This is a genomic window from Alitiscatomonas sp., from assembly GCF_037242085.1.
Taxonomy (GTDB): Bacteria; Bacillota; Clostridia; order Lachnospirales; family Lachnospiraceae; genus Alitiscatomonas; species Alitiscatomonas aceti.
In genome coordinates, this window is sequence record NZ_JAXXBR010000044.1 from 12,437 (window position 1) to 35,093 (window position 22,657).

General features: G+C 55.2%; 15 protein-coding genes and 1 pseudogene. 13 read left to right on the forward strand and 3 right to left on the reverse strand.

Annotated elements, in window-relative coordinates:
* Positions 1-3 precede the first annotated feature (3 nt).
* The 10 genes and pseudogenes from WIH05_RS02820 (at position 4) to WIH05_RS02865 (ending at position 15,077) form a co-directional block, all read left to right on the forward strand.
* Entirely contained in the window at positions 4-5,184 is a 5,181-nt protein-coding gene (locus WIH05_RS02820) for a DUF5724 domain-containing protein (protein WP_337424946.1), read from the forward strand.
* A gap of 120 nt (positions 5,185-5,304) precedes the next feature.
* Positions 5,305-6,585 (forward strand): DUF1576 domain-containing protein, encoded by a 1,281-nt coding sequence (locus WIH05_RS02825; RefSeq protein ID WP_022274083.1) that lies wholly within the window; start codon positions 5,305-5,307, stop codon positions 6,583-6,585.
* Between the two features lie 28 nt (positions 6,586-6,613).
* Positions 6,614-7,042: pseudogene (locus WIH05_RS02830) on the forward strand (VanZ family protein); the annotation flags it as partial.
* A 120-nt stretch (positions 7,043-7,162) separates the two neighbouring features.
* A complete protein-coding gene (locus WIH05_RS02835) occupies positions 7,163-7,615 on the forward strand; it encodes a QueT transporter family protein (protein WP_252207631.1) in 453 nt (150 codons plus the stop codon).
* Positions 7,616-7,759: 144 nt separating this feature from the next.
* Positions 7,760-9,142 carry a UDP-N-acetylmuramate--L-alanine ligase gene (murC, locus tag WIH05_RS02840; protein WP_022274085.1) on the forward strand — a complete coding sequence of 461 codons (1,383 nt, stop codon included), beginning with the start codon at positions 7,760-7,762 and terminating at the stop codon, positions 9,140-9,142.
* Positions 9,143-9,412: 270 nt separating this feature from the next.
* Positions 9,413-10,456 carry a DnaD domain protein gene (locus WIH05_RS02845; protein ID WP_337424947.1) on the forward strand — a complete coding sequence of 348 codons (1,044 nt, stop codon included), beginning with the start codon at positions 9,413-9,415 and terminating at the stop codon, positions 10,454-10,456.
* Positions 10,443-11,441, forward strand: a complete 999-nt coding sequence (locus WIH05_RS02850; RefSeq protein ID WP_022274086.1) for an ATP-binding protein — start codon at positions 10,443-10,445, stop codon at positions 11,439-11,441. The genes WIH05_RS02845 and WIH05_RS02850 overlap by 14 nt, the downstream gene beginning before the upstream one ends.
* Positions 11,442-11,498: 57 nt before the next feature.
* On the forward strand, positions 11,499-12,677 hold the full coding sequence (locus WIH05_RS02855) for a ribose-phosphate pyrophosphokinase (RefSeq protein WP_022274087.1): 1,179 nt from the start codon (positions 11,499-11,501) through the stop codon (positions 12,675-12,677).
* Positions 12,678-12,696: 19 nt separating this feature from the next.
* Entirely contained in the window at positions 12,697-14,025 is a 1,329-nt protein-coding gene (rpoN, locus tag WIH05_RS02860) for an RNA polymerase factor sigma-54 (protein WP_022274088.1), read from the forward strand.
* A gap of 23 nt (positions 14,026-14,048) precedes the next feature.
* Positions 14,049-15,077 (forward strand): 3-deoxy-7-phosphoheptulonate synthase, encoded by a 1,029-nt coding sequence (locus tag WIH05_RS02865; RefSeq protein WP_337424948.1) that lies wholly within the window; start codon positions 14,049-14,051, stop codon positions 15,075-15,077.
* Between the two features lie 106 nt (positions 15,078-15,183).
* Here WIH05_RS02865 and WIH05_RS02870 read toward each other — a convergent pair whose 3' ends face one another.
* Genes WIH05_RS02870 through WIH05_RS02880 form a run of 3 tightly spaced genes read right to left on the reverse strand, consistent with a single transcriptional unit; the run spans position 15,184 to position 19,707 of the window.
* Positions 15,184-16,590 (reverse strand): HAMP domain-containing sensor histidine kinase, encoded by a 1,407-nt coding sequence (locus WIH05_RS02870; protein WP_022274090.1) that lies wholly within the window; start codon positions 16,588-16,590, stop codon positions 15,184-15,186.
* Positions 16,587-17,297, reverse strand: a complete 711-nt coding sequence (locus tag WIH05_RS02875; RefSeq protein ID WP_022274091.1) for a response regulator transcription factor — start codon at positions 17,295-17,297, stop codon at positions 16,587-16,589. Before WIH05_RS02875 ends, WIH05_RS02870 begins: the two co-directional genes overlap by 4 nt.
* Positions 17,298-17,319: 22 nt before the next feature.
* Positions 17,320-19,707, reverse strand: a complete 2,388-nt coding sequence (locus tag WIH05_RS02880; protein ID WP_022274092.1) for an endonuclease MutS2 — start codon at positions 19,705-19,707, stop codon at positions 17,320-17,322.
* A gap of 143 nt (positions 19,708-19,850) precedes the next feature.
* Here WIH05_RS02880 and WIH05_RS02885 point away from each other — a divergent pair, with 143 nt between their 5' ends.
* From WIH05_RS02885 to WIH05_RS02895, 3 genes are all read left to right on the forward strand, one after another.
* Positions 19,851-21,182 carry a trypsin-like peptidase domain-containing protein gene (locus tag WIH05_RS02885; RefSeq protein WP_022274093.1) on the forward strand — a complete coding sequence of 444 codons (1,332 nt, stop codon included), beginning with the start codon at positions 19,851-19,853 and terminating at the stop codon, positions 21,180-21,182.
* A gap of 118 nt (positions 21,183-21,300) precedes the next feature.
* A complete protein-coding gene (locus tag WIH05_RS02890; protein WP_022274094.1) occupies positions 21,301-22,257 on the forward strand; it encodes an HD domain-containing protein in 957 nt (318 codons plus the stop codon).
* 14 nt (positions 22,258-22,271) lie between these two features.
* The coding region (locus WIH05_RS02895; protein ID WP_337424949.1) for a TRAM domain-containing protein at positions 22,272-22,657 on the forward strand (386 nt) is incomplete at its 3' end.

Here is a 22,657-nt window from a genome sequence, read left to right on the forward strand (position 1 = left end):
TGTATGGGAGGATTTACCTACGAAACGAGAAAGAAGCTGACGGAGCAGCGGATCCTGGAGGCGAAGGCGGCAGGAAAGGATCTGACCGGAATGGAGAAGAAGCTGCTTCCGGATCCATATTACTCTGTAAAGACCGAGCCTCTCCAGTGGATGACCAGTCTTCTGGAAAACGGGGAAGCCGGGACATTAAGCGAGATTTACAAGAGGGAGCTGCCGGGCCTGGTAAGGGTCTGCGTCCCGGAGGGCCAGGAAGAGGAGTTTTATTATGCCCTGGACCAGATGAACCAGTTCCAGATGACGGCCGGATGGTACAGAAGGAGTCTGCGGACAAAAGAATATATTCCCTTTGTCCGGCAGAGTGTGAGTCTTTTATGGGCGTATTCCCAGCTTAAATTTTATAAGGCCAGTCTGGCAGAGATCCTGACGGGGAAGACGGATCCGGAGATCTATGACCATGCCAGGACGGAAAGCTGGCCCTATGCCGGGATACTGGCGGCCCAGATCGACCTGGGAAGGGAGGAGATGGTCCGTGCAGTCCGGGAGATCCTGTACGGAGAAAATAATACGGCAATGCTGAGCCACGAAATGATCCGCGGCATCGTCATGAGCAGAGATACCGGGCTTTATAAGGTGCTGGGGGATTTTCTTCTGGCGGCCAGGCTCCAGGAGGGGGCCCGGCAGGCGGTCTGTGAGACCATGGATGCCGGCCGCCCGGAGGCATTCCTTTCCCTGTTCCAGGTGATCGAGGATCATGACCTGATCCGTTTTTCTTCTGTAAAGCGGGCGGTGGGCACCTGGATCGGGATCTTTGATGAGAACAGTGCAGACCGGATCAGCAATAAGCTTCTGCATCTGATGGGAAAGTGCCTGCGGGAGCCGGAGTTCTGTGAGGAGCAGCTCCGCTCAAATGATTCGGTGGCCATCAGCTGCGCCCTCTGGGCCAAAGGCTTTTACGACGCCGGAGCCGGAGTAGAGGCAGTGCTGGAGCTGATAAAGAACGGAACGAAAAACCAGAAGCTGACTGCCTCCTATTTTAACCGCTCCCTGCAGGATCAGAGACTCAGCGCCCGGGCGGCCAGAGAGGTATTTCTTACATATCCGGAGGACCTGGAGCTGATGGCGTGCTATCTTCCGGGTTTTATGGGAAGCCTGTATTCCATCATGTCGGATCTGGTCTGGGGAAAGCGGACAGGATGGTTTTCTGTGGAGCGGGAGGAGGCCTCCGAGCCGGAAAAGCTTCCGGTGACTGCGTATGGACTGTTTGAGAACGAAGAAGAGGCCAGGAAGATCTACGGGATCTTTAAGAATGCCATGGAACGCATCCCCAAAAAGGGCCTGGACCTGGATCCGTGCATCTTCCCCTGGTACCGGGTGACCATGAGCCGGTCCGACCTGGCGGCGCGTATGTGTGTGATCGCCTGGATGCTCCAGGATGAAACGTATCTGGATGAGGCGGCGGCTCTGATCCCAGTGGTGGGCCAGGGCCAGGTATATGGGGCCAGCCGTGCCATGACCGCCCGGCTGCTTTTATACAGACCCAGGAGCCGCGCCAGAAGAGATATCCTGTTTGAGCTTCTCCATAACCCGGAGGAATATACGGTGTCCTCAGCCTTCTGTCTGGCAAAGGCCCTGGAGGATCTGGACGACAGGGATTACCGGAAGCTGGAAGCGAATCTGAAATATAAAAAGGGCCGCACGGAGACCCTTTCCCTGCTGCGCCGCCAGAGTCCGGAAAAGCTCCGGGAATGTGTGGCCAGGCTCCTGGGAGAAAAATCCGAGGAGTGCCATATGGGGGCCCTGGATCTGGCTCTGGGTATGAAAAAGGATGCTCCGGAGGCATTTGAAGTCCTGCGTCCGGCCCTTGCGGCCTTCCAGAACCCCACGGGAAGGGAGCAGGTGCTCCTGGCCCAGCTGACCGGAAAGGACGGGGATGGAGAAGATATCCTGAAAAAACCAGGCTATGGCTTTTATGATACGAAAAAGGAGTTTGTCCTTCCGGAAATAAAGACGGATATCAAAAAGGCACCGGAGCTGTTTTCATATGGGGAAAAGGAATGCATCCGGGTGCTCAAGGCTTTAAACAGCCTTGTGGAAGCCAATCAGTTTAAGGAGTATACGACGGTCTGGGGAGAGGAAAAGACCCTGGGAGCAGAGCTTGGAAGATGCCGGTGGAGGAATGCGGAGGATCCTGAAATGGGGCCGTTGGACGAGTATCCCTTCCGGGAAATGTGGGAGGAGTTTTACAGAAAAGAGATCCGGTCCACAAAGCTTCTGACGGAGCTGTACCTGTATCAGGCCTGCCGCCAGCGGAAGGGAGATTACCGGAAAAATACGGAGCTTTACAAAAAGGTGTTTGGAAAGGGGATTTTAAAGAAGCCGCCGTTTACGGAGCTGGTGGAAGGCCTCCGATTCGGAGCCCAGGCAAGGACGGTCATCGACTGCCTGTTTTTCCAATATGTGCCCCGGGAAGAGCTGGTATCGTCGGCGCTGGCCGCTGTTGGAAAGCTGGTTTCTGTTTTAAATGATGAAAATGAGAGCTATGAGGTACAGGAAAGCCGTTGGAATGGTGAAGTGGAACGTGTCTGGAAGCGCTCGGCCGATCTTCCGGTCTTTGCAGAGCTGATCTCCTGGCTGGGGATGGCCGGAGAAGAGGACTGGGGAACCGCATTTGCCCTGCGGTTCCAGCTAAAGGCCCGGTATGATAAGAGGAGCGGAGACCGGGCTCTGGCCGGATACCAGAGCAGGAAAAATTCCTTCCTGGAGCTTTCGGACCTGGTCCAGTGCTATGTAAGAGGGATCTGGGACAAGGATCTGTTTTATAAGGCAGTGTTTGAATTCCTGGGGATCGGAAGCCTGCTCTCTCCCATCAGCCTCGTGGAACAGAAAGGCGCAGTGGCAGGACGGGACGCCAGGCCCGGGGATCTGGATCGGTTTTTTGGCCGGGGAAAAATAAGACCGGAGGACGGGAAATACCGTTTTGATACCATTGGAGAGGAAATGCCGGAAATGACCCTGGCCCATACGCTTTATAAAGAGATCGTCCCGGCAGTGCTCCAGGTGGAGCTAAAGCGGGGAGAACAGGAGACTCCCTTTTCCAGCTCCATAGGAAGTATCCGTGTGGTTTACGGGATCCCAGTGCTGGTGCAGATCTTAACGGCCCTGGGGAAGGATACGCTGGAACGGAGCCAGTATTCCTATTATTCAGGCGGGTCCAGCCGCCGTTCTGTCTTAAGCCATCTTCTGAAGGTCTGCCGCCCGGCGCCGGAAGAAACGGCAGCAGATCTGGGCCGCGCGCTCCAGGGGACCGACATCACAAAAAAGCGTCTGGTGGAGATGGCCATGTATGCAGAGCAGTGGATCCCCATGGTGGAGGAATATTTAAACCTTCCGGGCTTTAAGAGCGGCTGCTATTATTTTATGGCCCATACCAGTGAATGGATGGATGAGTACGCCAGGTCTGTGATCGCCAGATATACGCCCTTATCCCCGGAAGAGCTGCGCGACGGAGCCTTTGATATCCACTGGTTTTTTGAGGCGTATGAAAAGCTGGGAGAGGAAAATTTTAAGCTGCTTTACGATGCGGCCAAATATTCCTCCTCCGGAACGGCCCATGGCCGTGCCAGAAAGTATGCGGATGCAGCCCTGGGAAATACCAGGTATGAGGCTCTGGTCCAGGAGATCCGGGAGAAAAGAAATAAGGACCTGCTGATGAGCCTGGGGCTCCTGCCGCTTCCCCAGGACCGGGCGGAGAAGGATAAGGTCCTTTTTGAACGCTACCGCTTTATCCAGGAGTTTAAAAAGGAAAGCCGCCGGTTTGGCGCCCAGAGGCGTGCAAGCGAAGGCAGGGCGGCAGAGCTGGCTCTGCGGAATTTAAGCTCTAACGCCGGATTTTCGGATGTGACCCGCCTGGTGCTGCGTATGGAGGCCCATCTTGCAGAGGAATCCAGGGCGTTGTTTGAAGGAGACGTGCTGGAGGATGGAACAAAGCTCCGCCTTTTTGTGGATGAGGACGGGAAGAGCTCCATTGTCTGCGAAAAGGGAGGAAAGACATTAAAGTCTGTGCCCTCCAGATTTAAAAAGAATGAGACAGTCCTGCGGTATCAGGAGGTCCATAAGCAGCTGAAGGACCAGTACAGCCGCACCAGGCAGATGATGGAGCAGGCCATGGAGGACCGGACGGTCTTTGAAGCCTGGGAGCTTCTGGAGCTTCAGAGCAATCCGGTGGCAGGTCCCATTGTGACGCCTCTGGTACTTCTGAGAGCGGACCAGGCGGACAGGGAACCTGGGCTTTCCGGGGAGCAGCAGGAGGCGGCGCTGGGACTTCTGACCAGAGAAGGCCTGGTGGACTGGACAGGAACCATTACCCCGGTACAGGAGGACACAGGATTTCTCATTGCCCATCCCTGGGATCTTTATGAGAAGGGCTGCTGGCACCAGTACCAGAGGCTGTTATTTGAAAAACAGATCCGCCAGCCCTTTAAGCAGGTATTCCGGGAGCTGTATGTGAAGCTGGAGGAGGAACTGGAAAAGACAGAATCAGCCATGTTTGCGGGAAATCAGATCCAGCCGAAGAAAACGGCGGGGACCCTGCGGACCAGACGCTGGGTGGCCGATTATGAGGACGGTCTCCAGAAGGTCTATTACAGGGAAAATATCGTGGCCCGTATCTATGCCATGGCCGATTGGTTTTCTCCCAGTGATATTGAGGCTCCGACTTTGGAAGCTGTGGTATTTTATGACAGAAAGAGCATGAAGCCTCTGAGGATACGGGAGATTCCCGACGTCATATACAGTGAAGTGATGCGGGATGTGGATCTGGCTGTCAGCACGGCCCATGCGGGAGGCGTGGATCCGGAAACCAGCCGGTCCACGGTGGAGATGCGCAGCGCCATCATCCAGTGCAGCCTGGAGCTGTTCAAGCTGAAAAATGTCCGTCTGGAAAAGACCCATGCGTTCATCGACGGAAAGCTGGGGCAGTATACGGTCCATCTGGGCAGCGGAGTCGTCCATCAGATGGGAAATGCCATGGTATTTGTGGTGCCCGTCCACTCCCAGCACCGGGGACGGATCTTCCTTCCCTTTGTGGACGACGATCCGAAGACGGCGGAGATCCTGTCAAAAATCCTGCTGTTTGCAGAAGATGACCGGATCAAGGATCCCGGGATCCTGTCCCAGATCCGCTGACCGGAAGGCAGCTTCTGGCTGTCCTGTTCGTATTTTTCCTGGAAATTTTGCCCCCGCTGTTTACAGTGGGGGCGTTTTTATAGTAAAATAAACGGGAAATACGAAGAAAAAGGAGAATGTATGGGCAGAAACAGGATATATATACGTGCAGAAAAATTTGGTCTTCTGGCTCTGATCCCGCTGTATTTTATTGTGGTGGGACTGATGATCCAGCCTCTCTCGGACATCATACCAGGACTCTGGCGGATCATAAAAGAGCCGGATTTCCTGATCACCGATTATTTCCTCGTCGGGGGGATCGGAGCGGCGTTCATCAATGCGGGTATTCTTACCCTGGCCGCCATCGGAACCATCTATTTCCTGGGAATGGAGATGGACGGCCATACGATCACATCCAGCTGTCTGATGTTCGGATTTTCCCTGTTTGGAAAGAATCTGATGAATATATGGGCGATCTTACTGGGGGTGTATCTGTATTCCAAATACCATAAGACCCATATGTCCAGATATATTTACATCGGATTTTACGGTACCAGTCTGTCCCCGATCATTACCCAGATCATGTATATCACAGAGCTTCCATACCTGGCCAGGCTGCCATTAAGCATCCTGGTGGGGATCGCCATCGGCTTTGTGCTGCCGCCTCTGGCTACCCATGTCCACTATGCCCATAAGGGCTATTCTCTTTATAATGTAGGCTTTGCCTCCGGTATCATCGCCACAGTGGTGGTTTCGGTGATGAAATCCTTTGGAGTAACGACGGAATCCCGGCTCATCTGGTCCACGGGAAACAACCGGCTCTTTCTCTTTGTGCTCTGCGGCCTGTTCCTGTCCATGATGGGAGGAGCCCTGGTCCTTGGGGGAAAAGAGGTATTTGCCGCCTATGGCCGGATCCTGAAGACCACGGGAATTTCCGGCACCGATTATCTGAAAAGCGAGGGCGGGCCGGCGACCACCTTCAATATGGGGCTATGCGGCCTGTTCGCCACCCTGTTCGTGGCGGCCGTGGGAGGAGATCTGAACGGCCCCACCATTGGCGGGATCTTTACCATCGTGGGCTTCTGCTCCACGGGAAAGCATCTGAGAAATATTGCCCCCATTATGTTTGGAGTGGTCCTGGGCGGTTTCACCAAGCACTGGCATGTGAACCAGCCGTCTCCTCTGCTGGCGCTTTTATTCTCCACGACCCTGGCTCCCGTAGCCGGGGAATTTGGCTGGATCGTGGGGATCCTGGCCGGCTTCCTCCACTCATCGGTGGCTTTAAATGTGGGCATCGTCTACGGAGGAATGAACCTGTATAACAACGGCTTTGCCGGAGGGATCGTGGCGATCTTTATGGTTCCGGTGATCCATTCCATTGAGGACCGGAGAGCCAGGGCCCGGGGTGAGATCTCCCTGTAAAATGTTTTAGAAAGAGAGTATGCGTATTATGAAAAAATATCTGGCATGGATCCCGGCGCTGGTGATCATGACAGCCATTTTCTGGTTTTCGGCCCAGCCGGCGGACGTGTCCACGGAAATGAGCGACAGCGTTACCAGAGCGCTTTTGTGGACGGCGGAGGCCGTGGGGCTTACGGACCGGCTGTCGCCGGAGCAGGTCCATGATCTGTGCGGTCTCCTGGCCACACCGGTAAGGAAGGCTGCCCATATTACGGAATTTGCGGTGCTCCATCTGACTGTTTTATTCGCCCTGTTCCAGTGGGAGCTTCCCTGGAAGAAATGGCTGAAGGCCGCCCTGGCGGTGACCGTGGCTTATGCCTGCACCGATGAGCTTCACCAGCTTTTTGTACCGGGCCGGGCGGGAATGGTCACAGACGTTCTGATCGACAGTATGGGAGCGGCCCTTATTACGGGGCTTTTATGGATCGTCGGAAGACGGCGGGAAGGAACGCCTGGGGAAGACGGAACGGTCTGGGCGGCAGGGAGGCCGGAGGACAGGAGCCGCCGGTTCCCGGGGCCGGACAGCCGCGTAAAGCAGATGGTCCAGGGAGCGGCCATCGCCGCGGTCTATGTGGTCCTGACCATGGCCTTCCGCCCCATCAGCTTCGGGCCGGTCCAGTTCCGGATCTCTGAGGCCCTGTGCGTCCTTCCATACTTTACCCCGGCGGCGGTGCCCGGGGTATTTTTGGGCTGCCTGATCTCCAATCTCCTGGGCGGGGCCGCAGCCCTGGACGTGGTATTCGGGAGTCTTGCAACGCTGATGGGAGCCGTGGGCTCCCGGCTTTTCAGAAAAAACCGGTATCTGGTCTCCCTTCCCCCCATTGCAGCCAATACGCTGATCATTCCGTGGGTATTAAAATACGCCTATGGCTCTGGGGACATGGTATGGTTCATGATGATCACCGTGGGTGCCGGGGAGATCCTGGCCGTTGGGATCCTGGGCCAGCTTCTTCTGGGGGCGCTGGAACCATACCGGGAGGAGCTGTTTTAGCGCCAAGAGGCATCCGCCCCGGGAGAGCGGAGGTTCCTGGCGGCAGAAGCGGCTTGAAGAGCGGGGATCCAGGGCCTGGATCCTATGGATTTTCTGCTTTTTATGTGCTATGATAAAGGTGAATATACCGAGAGGAGCAGATACATGTATCATATAGATTTTGAACGTCCCTGCCATGTGCATTTTATCGGCATTGGCGGGATCAGTATGAGCGGTCTGGCGGAGATCCTGCTGGAAAGGGGATTTACCGTATCCGGTTCCGACGCCAGGGAGTCGGAGCTCACAAAGAAGCTGGAGGCCCACGGAGCAAAGCTCTTTTACGGACAGAAAGCGGAGAATATTATGGAAGGGACCGACGTGGTGGTCTATACGGCCGCAGTCCATCCCGACAACCCGGAATATGCAGCCGCAGCGGGACGGTCCATCCCGATCCTTACCCGGGCGGAGCTTCTGGGCCAGATCATGAGAAATTATAACCAGTCGGTGGCCGTGGCGGGAACCCATGGAAAGACCACCACCACATCCATGCTGACGGAGATCCTAATGGAGGCACGGAAGGACCCCACCATTTCCGTAGGGGGGATGCTGGACGCCATCGGCGGCAATATCCGTGTGGGCGGCCCGGAGATGTTCGTGACCGAGGCCTGTGAATATACCAACAGCTTCCTGTCCTTTTTTCCCACCATGGAGATCATTCTGAACATCGAGGCGGACCATCTGGATTTCTTTAAGGATATCGACGATATCCGGAACTCCTTCAGGCGGTTTGCAGGGCTTCTGCCGGAGGATGGCATCCTGATCATAAACAGCGATATCCGGGAATATGAGGAGATCTGTAAAGGACTTCCGTGCCGGGTGATCACTGTGGGAAGCGATCCGGTAAGGAGCAGGTACAGCGCGGCCCATGTGGCCTTTGACGAAAGCGCCTGCGCGTCCTATGAGCTTCTGGAGAACGGGAAGAAGGTCTGCACGGTCGTTTTAGGCGTGCCAGGAATGCACAATGTGTATAACTCCCTGGCAGCCTTTGCCGCAGCCCGGGAGCTGGGCGTAGACGATGGGGATATCTGCGCCGGCCTTCTGGCTTACCGGGGCACCCACCGCCGGTTTGAGAAAAAGGGCGTATTGAACGGCGTTACCATCATCGACGATTATGCCCATCATCCCCAGGAGATCGCGGCCACCCTTTCCACGGCGGAGAATTATCCCCACCGGGAGCTGTGGTGTGTGTTCCAGCCCCATACGTATACCAGGACCAGGGCGCTGATGGACGATTTTGCCGAAGCCCTTTCTGCTGCGGATCATGTGGTCCTGGCAGACATTTATGCGGCCAGAGAGACCGATACCCTGGGGATCAGCTCCTCCATGCTGGCGGAAAAGATCGCCGGTCTTGGAACAGATGCCTGGTATTTCCCCAGCTTTTCAGAAATTGAAGAATTTCTTCTGGAAAAATGTGGATCCGGCGACCTGTTGATAACTATGGGGGCCGGAGATATAGTAAAAGTGGGGGAAAATCTCCTTAAGAAGTAAGTTATCCACAATATCCACAGAGTTTTCAACAGTTAGCCGAAGAAAACCCTGTGGATTTTTTTATTTACATAACTGGTAAGAGACAAATGTGGAAAAGTTAGGAAATACAAGGGATACGACAATTTTCGTGGAAATTCCCCAGGATTATGCCGCAGGCTTATCCACGTTATCCACAATATCCACAATCCGGATTGTGGATGATTCCGCCTATTTCCTTTTGGGTGGAGCTGTGTTATGATGGAAACAGGAAAGTTGTGAGGGTGAAGGATCATGAATTTAGGGTTGAAAAACAAAATGGCATTCCAGGGGACTGTGGTATCCAATGCATTTATCGACACATATATGACGGCGGCCAACGGGGAATATGTGAAGGTATTCCTTTACCTGCTGCGCCATGAGGGGGAGGAGGTCACCGTGTCTGCCATTGCCGACGCCCTGGACCATACAGAGGCGGACGTGAAGCGGGCTCTGGCCTATTGGGAGGAAGCCGGCCTTCTGGAGCGGGAGGGAGACGGAGACCGTCCGGAGCTCCGCCAGAGCGCGGAAAAGGAAGCGGCGGCGGCCAGGGATGTGGAGATCCCCGAGGAGGGAAACAGCTGCGACCGTATGGAGCGCCTTTCCGGGGATGAGGAGTTTACAGCCCTTTTATACGCGGTCCAGCAGTATCTGGGCAAGACCTTTACCCAGATCGAATGTGAAAAATTCGCGTTTTTTTACGACGGCCTTAAGATGTCAGGGGATCTTCTGGAGTATCTGGCGGAGTACTGCGCCGGAGGCGGCCATTCCAGCATCCGGTATATTGAGAAGGTGGCACTGAACTGGTATCAGATGGGGATCCATACCAGGGAGGAGGCCAGAGATTACACCATGCGGTATTCCCGGGACACATCGGCGGTAATGAAGGCCTTCGGGATCACAGGGCGGAGCCCGGCCACGGCGGAGACAGAATTTATGAAGCGGTGGTTTAAGGAGTTTGGCTTTGACTGTAAGCTGGTGACAGAGGCCTGCGGAAGGACCATAAAGGCCACAGGAACGGCCAGCTTTCCCTATGCCGACAAGATCCTCACTGGCTGGAAGGAAGCCGGGGTAAAGACCCTGGGGGACGTGGAGGAGCTGGACCGGAGGCGGCAGGCGTCGAAACGACAGGACCGGCGGGAGCCGGGAAACGGCAGAGGCCAGGAGACGGGAAGAAAGCCCGCCGGTTCCAACCGGTTTAAGAACTTTGAGGAACGGACCTATAATTATGAGGATTATGTATGGGAAGATATGAGAAGGAGACAGCAGAAGGGAGGAAGAATGGATGGCACTGAGTAATTCCCAGTTTGACGCCATCATGCGGGTGTACAACCAGCGCCAGTTTTTAAATAAGCGCCGTCAGGATGAGCGGATCCGGGAGGTGTATGAAAGGATCCCCCAGGTGGAGGCGCTGACGGATGAGATCGCCGCCGCCATGGCCCAGGCGGCCAGGAGAAAGCTTCAGGGGGACGAGGACGGGGCCAGGGCCTTCAAAGAGGAAGCCTCTCTTTTGAAGGAGCAGAAGAGAAAATACCTGCAGCGGGCGGGCTATCCGGACGACTATATGGAAATGCAGTACCACTGCCCCTGCTGCCGGGACACAGGCTTTGCAGACGGAAAAAAATGCCGCTGCTTCCGCCAGATGGAGATCCAGGTCCTTTATGACCAGTCCAATATCCGGGAAGTGCTGGAACGGGAGAATTTCGATACCCTTTCCATGGAATACTATGACAGGGAGCGGATCGACGGCCGGGTGGGAATGACGGTGTACGATTACATGTCCATGGTCATCGGCGAGTGCAGAGCCTATGTGGAAAACTTTGGCCGGGAAAAGGGAAGTATCCTGTTCACCGGGAGCACTGGCTGCGGAAAGACCTTCCTCAGCAACTGCATTGCCCGGGAGCTTTTAAGACAGTGCTATTCGGTGGTGTACCTGACGGCCACAGACATGTTCGATATCCTGTCGGAAAGCCGCTTCGGCGGCCGGGACGGGGAGGAGGTAAGGGACCGGGCGGCCTATATCCTGGACTGTGACCTTCTGATCATTGACGACCTGGGGACGGAGCTCATCAATACCTTTACGGCCTCCCAGCTCTTTTACTGCATCAACGAGCGGCTTACAAAAAAGCTGGGCACCATTATCTCCACCAACCTGGCCTTAAGCCGGATGCAGGACGAATTTACGGAACGGGTCACCTCCCGGATCATGAGCCAGTACAAGGTCCTGCCCCTTCTGGGCGAGGATCTCAGGCTTCTGCGGCGCGGTTATGGGAAACAAGGTTGACGAAACGGCGGATTTTGTTATAAAATGTAGTTCAGCGCAGAAAAATGGAGGAAAAATATGCTTTACGAAGAAAAACAGATAGAGACGATCCCGGTGGGCCCTCTGGGGCTGATCCCCTTAAAGAGCTGTGAGACCCTGGGAAAAAAGGTAGACGCCTGGCTGACCGGGTGGAGGAACGAGCGGGAAAGCGAGCATAAGTCCACCATCGCGTTTGCAGGCTACCAGAGGGATTCCTATATTGTCGGGGCCAGGACTCCCAGGTTCGGATCCGGCGAGGGCAAGGGCGAGATCCTGGAATCCGTCCGCGGCGACGATCTTTATATCCTGGTGGACGTGTGTAATTACAGCCTGACGTATTCCTTAAGCGGGATCCAGAACCATATGTCCCCGGATGATCATTATCAGGACCTGAAGCGTGTGATCGCCTCTGTGGGCGGAAAGGCGAGACGGATCAACGTGATCATGCCGTTCCTTTATGAGAGCCGCCAGCATCGGAGGACGGGCCGCGAATCCTTAGACTGTGCCCTGGCGCTCCAGGAGCTGACCAGCATGGGCGTGGAGAATATCATTACCTTTGACGCCCACGATCCCCGGGTGCAGAATGCGATCCCCTTAAAGGGCTTTGAGACGGTGCAGCCCATTTACCAGTTCATCAAGCATCTGTTAAAGCATGAAAAGGACCTGCAGATCGACAGTGACCACATGATGGTCATCAGCCCCGACGAGGGAGGAATGGGACGGGCTGTGTTCTTTGCCAACGTGCTGGGACTGGATCTGGGCATGTTCTATAAGCGCCGCGATTACACAAAGATCATCAACGGCCGCAATCCCATCGTGGCCCATGAATTTTTAGGGGCCAGCGTGGAAGGAAAAGATGTGATCATCATTGACGATATGATCTCTTCCGGCGAGAGCATGCTGGACACAGCCAAGGAGCTGAAGCGGAGAAAGGCCAGAAAGGTTTTTATCTGCACCACCTTCGGACTTTTTACCAACGGCCTTAAGAAATTCGACGAATATTATGAAAACGGCGTCATCGACCGGGTGCTGACCACCAATCTGATCTATCAGACGCCGGAGCTTTTATCGAAGCCATATTATATCGATGTGGATATGAGCAAATATATCGCTCTCATTATTGACAACTTAAACCATGACTCCTCTTTGAGCGAGCTTTTAAATCCCACAAAGAGGATCAACCGGCTTCTGGAACGGTACCGGGCCGGGGAAAGATAAGACAGGAGAGAGGGTTACATTGGAGATCAAAACAGATATATCTTTGCAGGCGAAACAGGTTTTATCCCAGGTACAGATGCAGTCCTTAAATATTCTCAGCATGTCCATGACGGAGCTGGAGGAATTTTTACAGAATGAGGAGATCGAAAATCCTCTGGTGGAATATTCCTCCGGCCGCCAGGAGGGGGAGCTGCCGGTGGCTTACCGGGAGTACGACCGGTTTTATAACGGCGCGTCCAGGGAAGGAGATTCCCGTGGGGAGATCTATGAGGCCGACGATACGGAGCAGTCGGTGGAGAATATGATCATGATGCAGCTCCCCTGGAAGACTTTTACGGAGGAGCAGCACAGGATCGTGAAGTTCTGCATCCATTCCCTGGACCAGAACGGGTATCTCACGGTCCCGCCGTCAGAGATCGCAGAGGCTCTTAAAGCGGAGGTTTCGGAGGTGGAGTACATCGTTTCCAGGCTGAAGGAGCTGGAGCCGGTGGGGATCTTTGCCTCCAGTCTGGAAGAGTGTCTGGTCCTCCAGGTGCTGGGAATGGAGCAGGAGGCCGCTCTCTGCACCATTATCCGGAACCATCTGCAGGATGTGGCCGACGGGAAGGTCAGTACCATTTCCAGGAGGCTGAAGCTTTCCTCTGTGGAGGTGCGGAAGCTGATCCATGTGATCCGGAACCTGAATCCCAGGCCTTTAAACGGCTACGGGGGCGACCGGGCCCAGTATGTGTTCCCGGATATCATTTTAAGCTATCAGGACGGCCAGTGGAGCGTGAGCCTCAACGATAAGTGGGCCGGGAATATCAGCATCAATGAGTTTTATGTACATATGATGGAGACGGCCCAGGACGAGGAGTTAAAGAATTACTTTGAGGAGAAGCTGAAGCGGGCCAGGTTCATCATGAACGCCGTAGAGCAGCGGAGAAGGACCCTGGAGGGGATCACGGAAGGGATCTTAAAGCGTCAGGCCGGGTATTTCCTGGGAAAGGAGCCCTTAAAGCCCATGACCTTAGAGGAGATCGCCGCCGAGCGGGAGATCCACAAATCCACCGTCAGCCGGGCGATCCGGGATAAATACATCCTGACCCCCGCAGGCTGTCTGCTGATCCGGGATCTTTTTACCACCGGGATCTCCGGCGGAGGAAAGGCGGGAGAGGATGTGAGCCGCAATACGGTGAAGTCCCGTCTGAAGGCCCTGGTGGACCAGGAGGACAAGAAGCACCCGTGCAGCGACGAACAGCTGGCAAAGCTCCTGGAGGCCGAGGGAATGGCCATTTCCAGGCGTACTGTGGCCAAATACAGAATGGAGCTGGGGATCGGAGGCGCGTTTTCACGCCGGGAAGAATAAAGAAACGGGAGGCAATGGCCATCATGGCATTTACGTTTAAAAGCCTGCTCCCTACACCGGAGCTGATCAAGGCAGAATTTCCCCTGTCCGACGAGGCAGTGGAGTTAAAAGAGAAAAGAGATAAAGAGATCGCGGCGGTATTTACTGGGGAAAGCGATAAATTCCTGGTGATCATCGGGCCGTGCTCGGCGGACCGGGAGGACTCTGTATGCGAATATATGGAGCGTCTGGCACGGGTCAGCGAGAAGGTGGGCGACAAGCTGATCCTTATTCCCCGGGTCTATACCAACAAGCCCAGGACCACCGGAGGCGGCTATAAGGGGATGCTCCACCAGCCCAATCCTGAGAAAAAGCCCAATATGTATGAGGGCCTGGTGGCGATCCGGAAGCTCCACATGCGGGCGATCCAGGATTACGGCTTTTCCACAGCGGACGAGATGCTGTATCCGGAAAATTACAGCTATTTATCGGATGTTCTGTCCTATATCGCCATCGGCGCCCGGTCGGTGGAAAACCAGCAGCACCGGCTCACCTCCAGCGGCGTGGACGTGCCTGTGGGCATGAAGAACCCCACCGGCGGGGATCTGGGCGTTATGTTAAACGCCGTTTATGCGGCCCAGCATGGCCACGATTTCATCTACCGCACCATGGAGGTGACCACCGACGGGAATCCCCTGGTCCATACGATCCTCCGGGGAGCGGTCAGCAAGCACGGCCAATGCATCCCCAACTACCACTACGAGGATCTGGAGCTGCTTTTACAGCTTTATGGAGAGCGGGAACTGGTGAACCCGGCCTGTATCGTGGACGCCAACCACTCCAACTCCAATAAGCGCTACGAGGAGCAGGTGCGGATCGTGAAGGAAGTCCTTCACAGCCGCCGCTATTCTCCGGATATCCATAAATTCGTAAAGGGCGTGATGATCGAAAGCTATCTGGAGCCGGGAAGCCAGAAGATCGGCGAGCACATTTACGGAAAATCCATCACCGACCCGTGCCTGGGCTGGGAGGAGTCCGAGCGGCTGCTTTACGACATTGCAGAAGAGATCTAGAAACGGCAGAGCGCCGTCCAGCCCCGCGTCTGATGCGCGATGGGCCGGGCGGCGCTTTTTTGTCCCGGGTGCCGGAGCCGCTGTCTGCGGCTATTTCATTTTCAGATCACAGATTCACAGCCCGCGGCAGGGTGAAGATGAATTCCGAGCCCACGCCGGCGGTGCTGATCACGTCGATGTTTTCCCCGTGGGCCTGGATGATCTCCTTTACGATGGAGAGGCCCAGCCCCGTGCCCTTTTTGTCCTTTCCTCTGGAAAGGTCGGATTTGTAGAAACGGTCCCAGATCTTTTTCAGGGAATCCTTGGGGATCCCCACGCCGGTGTCCTTGACGGAAACGAAGACCTTTTCGTACCGGGGCGCAGTCTGGATATAGATCACGGAGCCGTTGTGGCTGAACTTGATGGCATTGTCCAGGAGGTTATAAAGGACCTGCTGGATCTTTCCCAGATCCGCGTAGACCATCAGTACGTCGTCGGTAAAGGTCAGGTCCAGGACGATGTCTCTGGCGCTGCAGGTGCCCTCAAAGGAGGCCGCCGTGTCCTTGATGACCCGGTTGATGTCGAAATTGCTGCGGGACAGAAAGCCCTTGCTGTCTAAGGAGTTTAAGGTGAGCATTCCTTCGGTCAGCTTATTGAGCCGCTTCGTCTCAGAGATCACGATCCCCAGATATTTTTCCTCCAGCTCCGGCGGGATGGTGCCGTCTAAAATGGCTTCCAGATAGCCCTTGATGGAGGTCAGGGGGGAGCGGAAATCGTGGGATACGTTGGCGATGAAGGATTTCTGGTATTCCTCCATCTTTCCCAGCTCGCTGGACATATAGTTTAAGGTGTCGGCCAGATAGCCCATTTCATCATTGGTCTTTACTTTTATGGTGTGGTCCAGATTGCCGCCGGCGTATTCCATGGCTCCAGCGGTGATCTTTTTCAAAGGAAAATACACAGTTCTGGTGAATACTAAAAGGATGATCAGGGACAGGAAGAAGATAATGGCCGCAGTGATGTATACAATATTCAGGATCTGGTTCTGGCTGTCCAGGATCCGCTCCACGGGCATGTGGAGCACTACATAGCCGTATGTATTGAAATTTCCGGTGATGGGGGCCAGTACCGATAAGGTCTCGCCGGGGAACATGCCGAAGAAGTCCCCGATGATATAGGACTTGTTTCCTGTGACCGTGGGATCGAAGCCCTCGATGGTCTTTCCCGAATGGGAGGCGGGAGAGGTCTCGGCCACCACAGCGCCTTTATGGTCCAGGACCCAGGCAGAGGCCCCCAGATAGGTGGATACGGCCTCCAGCTGCGGGTTGGCCGTATCCAGGGAGATGGTCTTTCCCTGGTAAATATCGCTGTATGTGGAGGCCAGGAGGTTGGCTTCATCGTACATGGCATCGGACCGCTCCCGGACCAGATATTCATGGGTCATGTGGGAGGAAAAGGTGGCGATGAGGACAAAGCCCAGAAGGCCGAACAGGAGATAGCCCAGGACAAACTTGGTGTACAGGGAATGTGTCATCGTTTTACCTCGAATTTATAGCCGATCCCCCATACAGTGGAGAGGGACCAGTATTCGTTGTCCTTGATCTTCTCCCGGAGACGCTTGATGTGTACGTCCACCGTGCGGGTGTCTCCAATATATTCATACCCCCAGATATGGTCCAGGAGCTGCTCCCTGGTAAAGACCTGGTTGGGAGAGGACGCAAGGAAGTAAAGAAGCTCCAGCTCCTTGGGCGGCATGTCCACGGAACGGCCCTTATAGAGCACGGAATAATTGGTCAGGTTTACGACGAGATCCGGATATTCCACAAACTCTCCCTGCTGCTTCGGCACAGAGGAGACGGCGGAGGAACCGGCCTGGTAGCGGCGCAGGACGGCCTTTACCCGGGCCACCAGCTCCTTGGAGTCGAAGGGCTTTATCATATAGTCGTCGGCCCCCAGCTCCAGCCCCAGGACTTTGTCGAAGATCTCTCCCTTGGCCGAAAGCATGATGATGGGGACCTGGGAGACGGTGCGCAGCTCCCGGCATACCTGGTAGCCGTCGATCCCCGGGAGCATCAGATCCAGCAGCACCAGGTTTGGCTTAAAGGAAGGAAATTCCCGGAGCGCCGATTCCCCATCCCCCACGATCTTTGTTTCATAGCATTCCTTCATCAGGTACAGTGAGATCAGCTCCGCGATATTGGCATCGTCGTCCACGATCAGGATCCTCTGTTTATCAACCATTCCATGTTCCTCCCTGTCAGTTTTACTTAAATGTCACAATGGTAACTCCGGTATCGCCTTCTCCAAAATCGCCCAGCCGGAACTCCTTCACGTATTTCAGTTTTTTCAGATGCTTATGGACCCCGGCCTTTAAGGCGCCGGTCCCCCGTCCGTGGACCACACGCACCTTGGGAAGGTGGGCCAGGTAGGCATCGTCCAGGTACTTATCCAGTACGGGAATGGCCTCGTCCACGGTCATGCCGATCAGGTTCACCTCCGGGGAAACGGAGAAGGACTTGGACATCTTGATCTTTCCGCTGCCGGTATTGTTCTTTTTCATCAGATCCATACCGGGACCGGAAATGGCCGGCTCGTTTAAAAGCTCCAGGTCCTTGATGTTCACCAGAGACCGCAGGATCCCCATTTGTACGTACAGATCGCCCTTGGAGTTGGGCAGGGAGCTGACGGTGCCGTTTAAGTTCATGGTCAGCACCTTGACCCCGTCCCCGATCTTTAATTTCTTTGGAGAAATGGTTTTCTTCGGGCCTTTTTCATTTTTAAGGCTCAGGTTTTTATCGACCTTGTCCAGCTTTTCCCGAAGCTTTGTGCGCTCTGCTTCCAGCTCCTTTCCTACGCCGGAGGACTGGGCCAGCTTATTGATCTGGCGGATGGTCTGGTCGGCGGTCTCCTTGGCCTCCCTGAGGATCCTTTGGGCCTCCTCGTTGGCGTTTCGGATCAGCTTGTCCTTCCGCTCGTCAAACCGCTCCTCCTTCTGCTCCAGGCGGCTCTTTAACCGGGAGATCTCCGATTTATAGGAGGCGATCTCCTCCCGTTCCTTTTCGATGGTGACGCGGCTTTCCTCCAGGCTGGCCAGCAGGTCCTCAAAGGCCTCGTCGCCTTCCTCCAGACGGGACTTTGCATCCTGGATAATGAAATCGGGAAGCCCCAGCTTCTGGGAGATGGCAAAGGCGTTGCTCTTTCCCGGAATGCCGATGAGCAGGCGGTAGGTGGGCCTTAAGGTCTCCACATCAAATTCACAGCAGGCGTTCTCCACGCCGGGAGTGGTCAGGGCATAGAACTTTAACTCACTGTAATGGGTGGTGGCCATGGTGCGGCATTTCATATTGTGTAGGAAGGACAGCACGGCAATAGCCAGAGCTGCGCCCTCGGTGGGGTCTGTTCCGGCCCCCAGCTCGTCAAAGAGGCATAAGGAATGGCTGTCGGCCTTTTCCAGGATCCTCACGATATTGGTCATATGGGCGGAGAAGGTACTTAAGCTCTGCTCGATGCTCTGTTCGTCTCCGATGTCGGCAAATACTTCGTCAAATACAGCCAGCTCTGACCCGTCGAAGGCCGGGATCTGGAGGCCCGACTGGCCCATGAGGGTGAAAAGCCCCACGGTCTTTAAGGATACGGTCTTTCCGCCGGTATTGGGGCCGGTGACGATGAGCAGGTCAAAGTCCTTTCCCAGATACACGTTGATGGGGACCACTTTTTTGGGGTCCAGCAGCGGATGGCGGCCGTCCTTGATGTGGATATAGCCGTTCTTATTGAATTTCGGCATGGAGCAGTTATAATGTCTGGCCAGAGCGGCCCGGGCAAAGATAAAGTCCAGCTTTGTCAGAAGCTTCAGGTTTATGAGGATGGTCTCCACATAGGGGACCAGCTCCATGCTGAGGGCAGCCAGCACCATTTCGATCTCCTTCTGCTCCCGGATCTCCAGCTCCCGCAGTTCGTTGTTTAATTTAATGATGGCCATGGGCTCGATAAAAAGGGTGGAGCCGGTGGCAGACTGGTCGTGGACCATGCCCTGGAAGCTGCTTTTATATTCGGCCTTTACGGGCAGGCAGTAGCGGCCGTCCCGCATGGTGATCACCGGATCCTGGAGCAGGGTGCGGCTGGAATTTAAGATGGCATTTAACTGGGTGTGGACCCGGTCGCCGGTGATCTTCATCTGGCGGCGTACATGGCGCAGTCCCGGGCTGGCATCGTCGGCCACCTCTTCTTCGGAAATGATGCAGCGGGTGATCTCGTTGTTTACGTTGGTCAGCGGCTCCAGGGAACGGAACATCTCGTCCAGGGAGTCGTCGGGAAGCTCAGATTCCTGGCGGCGGCCATAGTTTTTGGCTCTGGCGGCACAGGTCAGAAGAGAGCTGACGGCCAGGAACTCATGGATACTTAAGGAGCTTCCGATCTCCAGGCGCTTTAGGGAGCCGCCGATGTCGGAGATCCCGGCAAAGGAAACACTTCCCTTCTGGCGGACCCTGGCGACGGCATCGGCGGTCTCTGCCTGGGCCTGGACGATCTCCTCAAAGTCCGAGGACGGCTCCAACTCCCGGCACAGCCTTTTCCCTGGCTCCGAAGCGGCATATTCGGTCAGTTTTTCTATGATCTTATGATATTCTAAGGTTTTTAATACTTTCTGGTTCATAAAAAGGTCCTTTCAAAACAGCGGGCAGAGACTTTGCCCATTTACCAAAGTATAACACAAAGCAATAGAATATCCTAGAGATATTTTTGTTGCATAAACCCAGCAAAAAAACTATAATGGAAAGGAGAGGAGTTTTATGGGATATGGCCGATGCACCAGACGAAAAGAGATCCAATGAAAAACCATTCATGAGGGAAAAGATCGTAAAGCCCCCGCTCAGCAGACGGCAGACTGCGGTCCGCGTTTTCCGGCTGTTTTTAAGTGCGGTCATTTTCGGGGTCGTGGCAGCAGTAAGCTTTGCAGCCTCAAGGCCGCTGGCAGAACGGTTCCTGGGAAAGGAACCGGAGACGACTCCGGCTCCTACCATTACCATTGAGCGGGATGAACCGGGAAAAGAGGAGGAGACCCAGACGGCGGAAAGCGAATCCCTGCCGCCGGAGAGCCAGTCGGAGGCAGCCCGGGAGGAGATCGAAGGAATCGTAAAAAAAGAGCTGGAGACCTTCGACTGGACCAGGGACAAGGTGGAGGGCATGAACCAGGTCCTCCAGGAGATCGGCAGGGAGGCCGATCAGAGTGTCGTGACCGTATCTTCCGTAAAGCACCAGGTGGACTGGTTCGACAATCCGGTGGAGAGCACCGGCCAGTATGCGGGGATCATCCTGTCCATAAGCCGTGGGGAGATCATGATCCTGACAGAAGCTGCGGCGGTGGAGGAGGCGGATTCCCTCCGGGTCGTTTTTAAAGACGGCGGTACGGCGGCGGGAACCTTAAAGCAGAAGGACAGCCTGGGTGGTCTGGCGGTGGTATCAGTGGCGGAAGCCGAGGTGCAGGAAGCCGCAAGGGAGCGTATCAAAGCCGTGGAGCTGGGAAATTCGTATAGTCTGGAAACTGGAGACCTGGTGATTGCCGTGGGAAGCCCTGCGGGGATCGTCCATTCCGTAAAGCAGGGGGCTGTTTCCTATGTGGCTGGGAACGTGCAGACCGCCGATGGTCAGACCCGCGTTCTTTACACAGACTGCGGCTGCGAGACTGGAAAAGGGACCTTCTTTTTAAATATGTCTGGAGAGCTGGTGGGCTGGGCCACAGAGCTTTATGGGGCAGAGGACCGACAGGGGTTTACCATTGCGCTTCCGGTATCTGAGTATAAAGGAAACCTCCAGAAGCTGATGAATGGGATCCAGATCCCGTATATGGGCTTAAAGGGCCAGGACGTCAGCGAGGCCATGCAGGCGGAGGGGATCCCCAAGGGACTCTATATTACAGAGGCCATTGCCGATAGTCCGGCATACCTGGCCGGGATCCAGGCAGGGGATATCCTGACGAGGATCCAGGGAGCGGAGATCTGCTCCATCCGGGATTACCAGGCATGTCTGGAGGACCAGGCGGCCGGGACCGAGGCCACAGTGACGGTCCAGAGAATGGGACTGGGAGAATATAAGGAAATTGAATACAAAGTGATCATTGGAGCCAGGTGATTCGCCTGGCTCATGATGTCCGGGGCCGGGAGAACGGATCCGGCATATAAAGGGCTGCTGTCCGGTATTGAGGATACCGGAAAAGCGGCGGGAGATTGAAGAAGGGAGAACATATAGTATGAAATATATCGAAACATTCCGGGAGGGCGCTCACATATCCGAGGTGTATCTGTGCAAGACAAAGCAGATCGCACTGACAAAAAACGGAAAGGAGTATGGCTCTCTGACCCTCCAGGACAAGACGGGGACCGTAGACGCGAAGATCTGGGAGCTGAATTCTCCGGGGATCAATGAGTTTGCGGCTATGGATTATGTGTTCGTGGATGCAGACGTGACGGTGTTCCAGGGGGCCTTCCAGTTAAATGTAAAGCGGATCCGCAAGGCCGATGAGGGGGAATACAGGCCTGGGGATTATCTGCCGGTGACCTCCAAGGATGTAAAGACCATGCAGCATGAGCTGACCCAGTATATCACCACCATCCGGAATGAGTACCTCAGAAAGCTGGCCGCCGGCTTTTTCATGAACGACGCTGCCTTTATGAAGGCATTCTCCTTCCATTCTGCGGCCAAGAGCGTTCACCACGGCTTTGTGGGAGGGCTTCTGGAGCACACCTTAAGCGTTGTGAAGATGTGCGATTATTTCAGTAAACAGTATCCGGCCTTAAACCGGGACCTGCTCTTAACGGCCGCCATGTTCCATGATATCGGAAAGACAAAGGAGCTGTCTGCGTTCCCGGAGAACGATTATACCGACGAGGGACAGCTCCTGGGCCATATCATCATCGGCGTCCAGATGCTGGAGGAGAGGATCGCCGCCATGCCTGGCTTCCCAAAGAAGCTGGAGCATGAGCTGATCCACTGTATCCTGGCCCATCACGGCGAGCTGGAATACGGCTCTCCCAAGAAACCGGCCCTGATCGAGGCGCTGGCCCTGAATCTGGCCGACAACGCCGACGCGAAGCTGGAGACCATGACCGAGATCTTAAAGGGCGCAGGCGACAACATGGGCTGGCTGGGCTATAACCGGTTCATGGAAAGCAACGTGAGACGGACCAGCGACGGCCAGGAGAAATAACCGGAGGACGGAGCATGAAGAAAAACGACGTATTTACCGTGACCATTGAGGACATGGGCGAGGACGGGGCCGGGATCGGAAAAACCGACGGCTACACCTGGTTCATCAAGGACGCGCTCATTGGGGATGTGATCCAGGCGTCGGTGATGAAGATGAAGAAAAATTATGGCTTTGCCAGGCTGGTGAAGATCCTGGAGCCTGCGCCGGGACGGGTAGAGCCCCGGTGTCCGGTGGCCAGGGCCTGCGGCGGCTGTCAGCTCCAGGAGCTGGATTATAGGGAACAGCTCCGGTTCAAGGAGAGAAAGGTCTACAATCATTTAAAGAGGATCGGCGGCATGGACCGCCTGTTCCTGCCGGAGGACAGGGAAAAGGCCGCGGGCGTTTTGGATGCCGTGGTCAT

Bases quoted from the DNA above. Each gene is read 5' to 3' on its own strand.
- WIH05_RS02820 (WP_337424946.1), top strand. From the start codon at position 4: ATGGGAGGATTTACCTACGAAACGAGAAAGAAGCTGACGGAGCAGCGG.
- WIH05_RS02865 (WP_337424948.1), top strand. From the start codon at position 14,049: ATGGCATTTACGTTTAAAAGCCTGCTCCCTACACCGGAGCTGATCAAG.
- WIH05_RS02835 (WP_252207631.1), top strand. From the start codon at position 7,163: ATGGTCCAGGGAGCGGCCATCGCCGCGGTCTATGTGGTCCTGACCATG.
- WIH05_RS02850 (WP_022274086.1), top strand. From the start codon at position 10,443: ATGGCACTGAGTAATTCCCAGTTTGACGCCATCATGCGGGTGTACAAC.
- WIH05_RS02825 (WP_022274083.1), top strand. From the start codon at position 5,305: ATGGGCAGAAACAGGATATATATACGTGCAGAAAAATTTGGTCTTCTG.
- WIH05_RS02855 (WP_022274087.1), top strand. From the start codon at position 11,499: ATGCTTTACGAAGAAAAACAGATAGAGACGATCCCGGTGGGCCCTCTG.
- WIH05_RS02890 (WP_022274094.1), top strand. From the start codon at position 21,301: ATGAAATATATCGAAACATTCCGGGAGGGCGCTCACATATCCGAGGTG.
- WIH05_RS02870 (WP_022274090.1), bottom strand. From the start codon at position 16,590: ATGACACATTCCCTGTACACCAAGTTTGTCCTGGGCTATCTCCTGTTC.
- WIH05_RS02880 (WP_022274092.1), bottom strand. From the start codon at position 19,707: ATGAACCAGAAAGTATTAAAAACCTTAGAATATCATAAGATCATAGAA.
- WIH05_RS02845 (WP_337424947.1), top strand. From the start codon at position 9,413: ATGAATTTAGGGTTGAAAAACAAAATGGCATTCCAGGGGACTGTGGTA.
- WIH05_RS02875 (WP_022274091.1), bottom strand. From the start codon at position 17,297: ATGGTTGATAAACAGAGGATCCTGATCGTGGACGACGATGCCAATATC.
- WIH05_RS02885 (WP_022274093.1), top strand. From the start codon at position 19,851: ATGGCCGATGCACCAGACGAAAAGAGATCCAATGAAAAACCATTCATG.
- murC (WP_022274085.1), top strand. From the start codon at position 7,760: ATGTATCATATAGATTTTGAACGTCCCTGCCATGTGCATTTTATCGGC.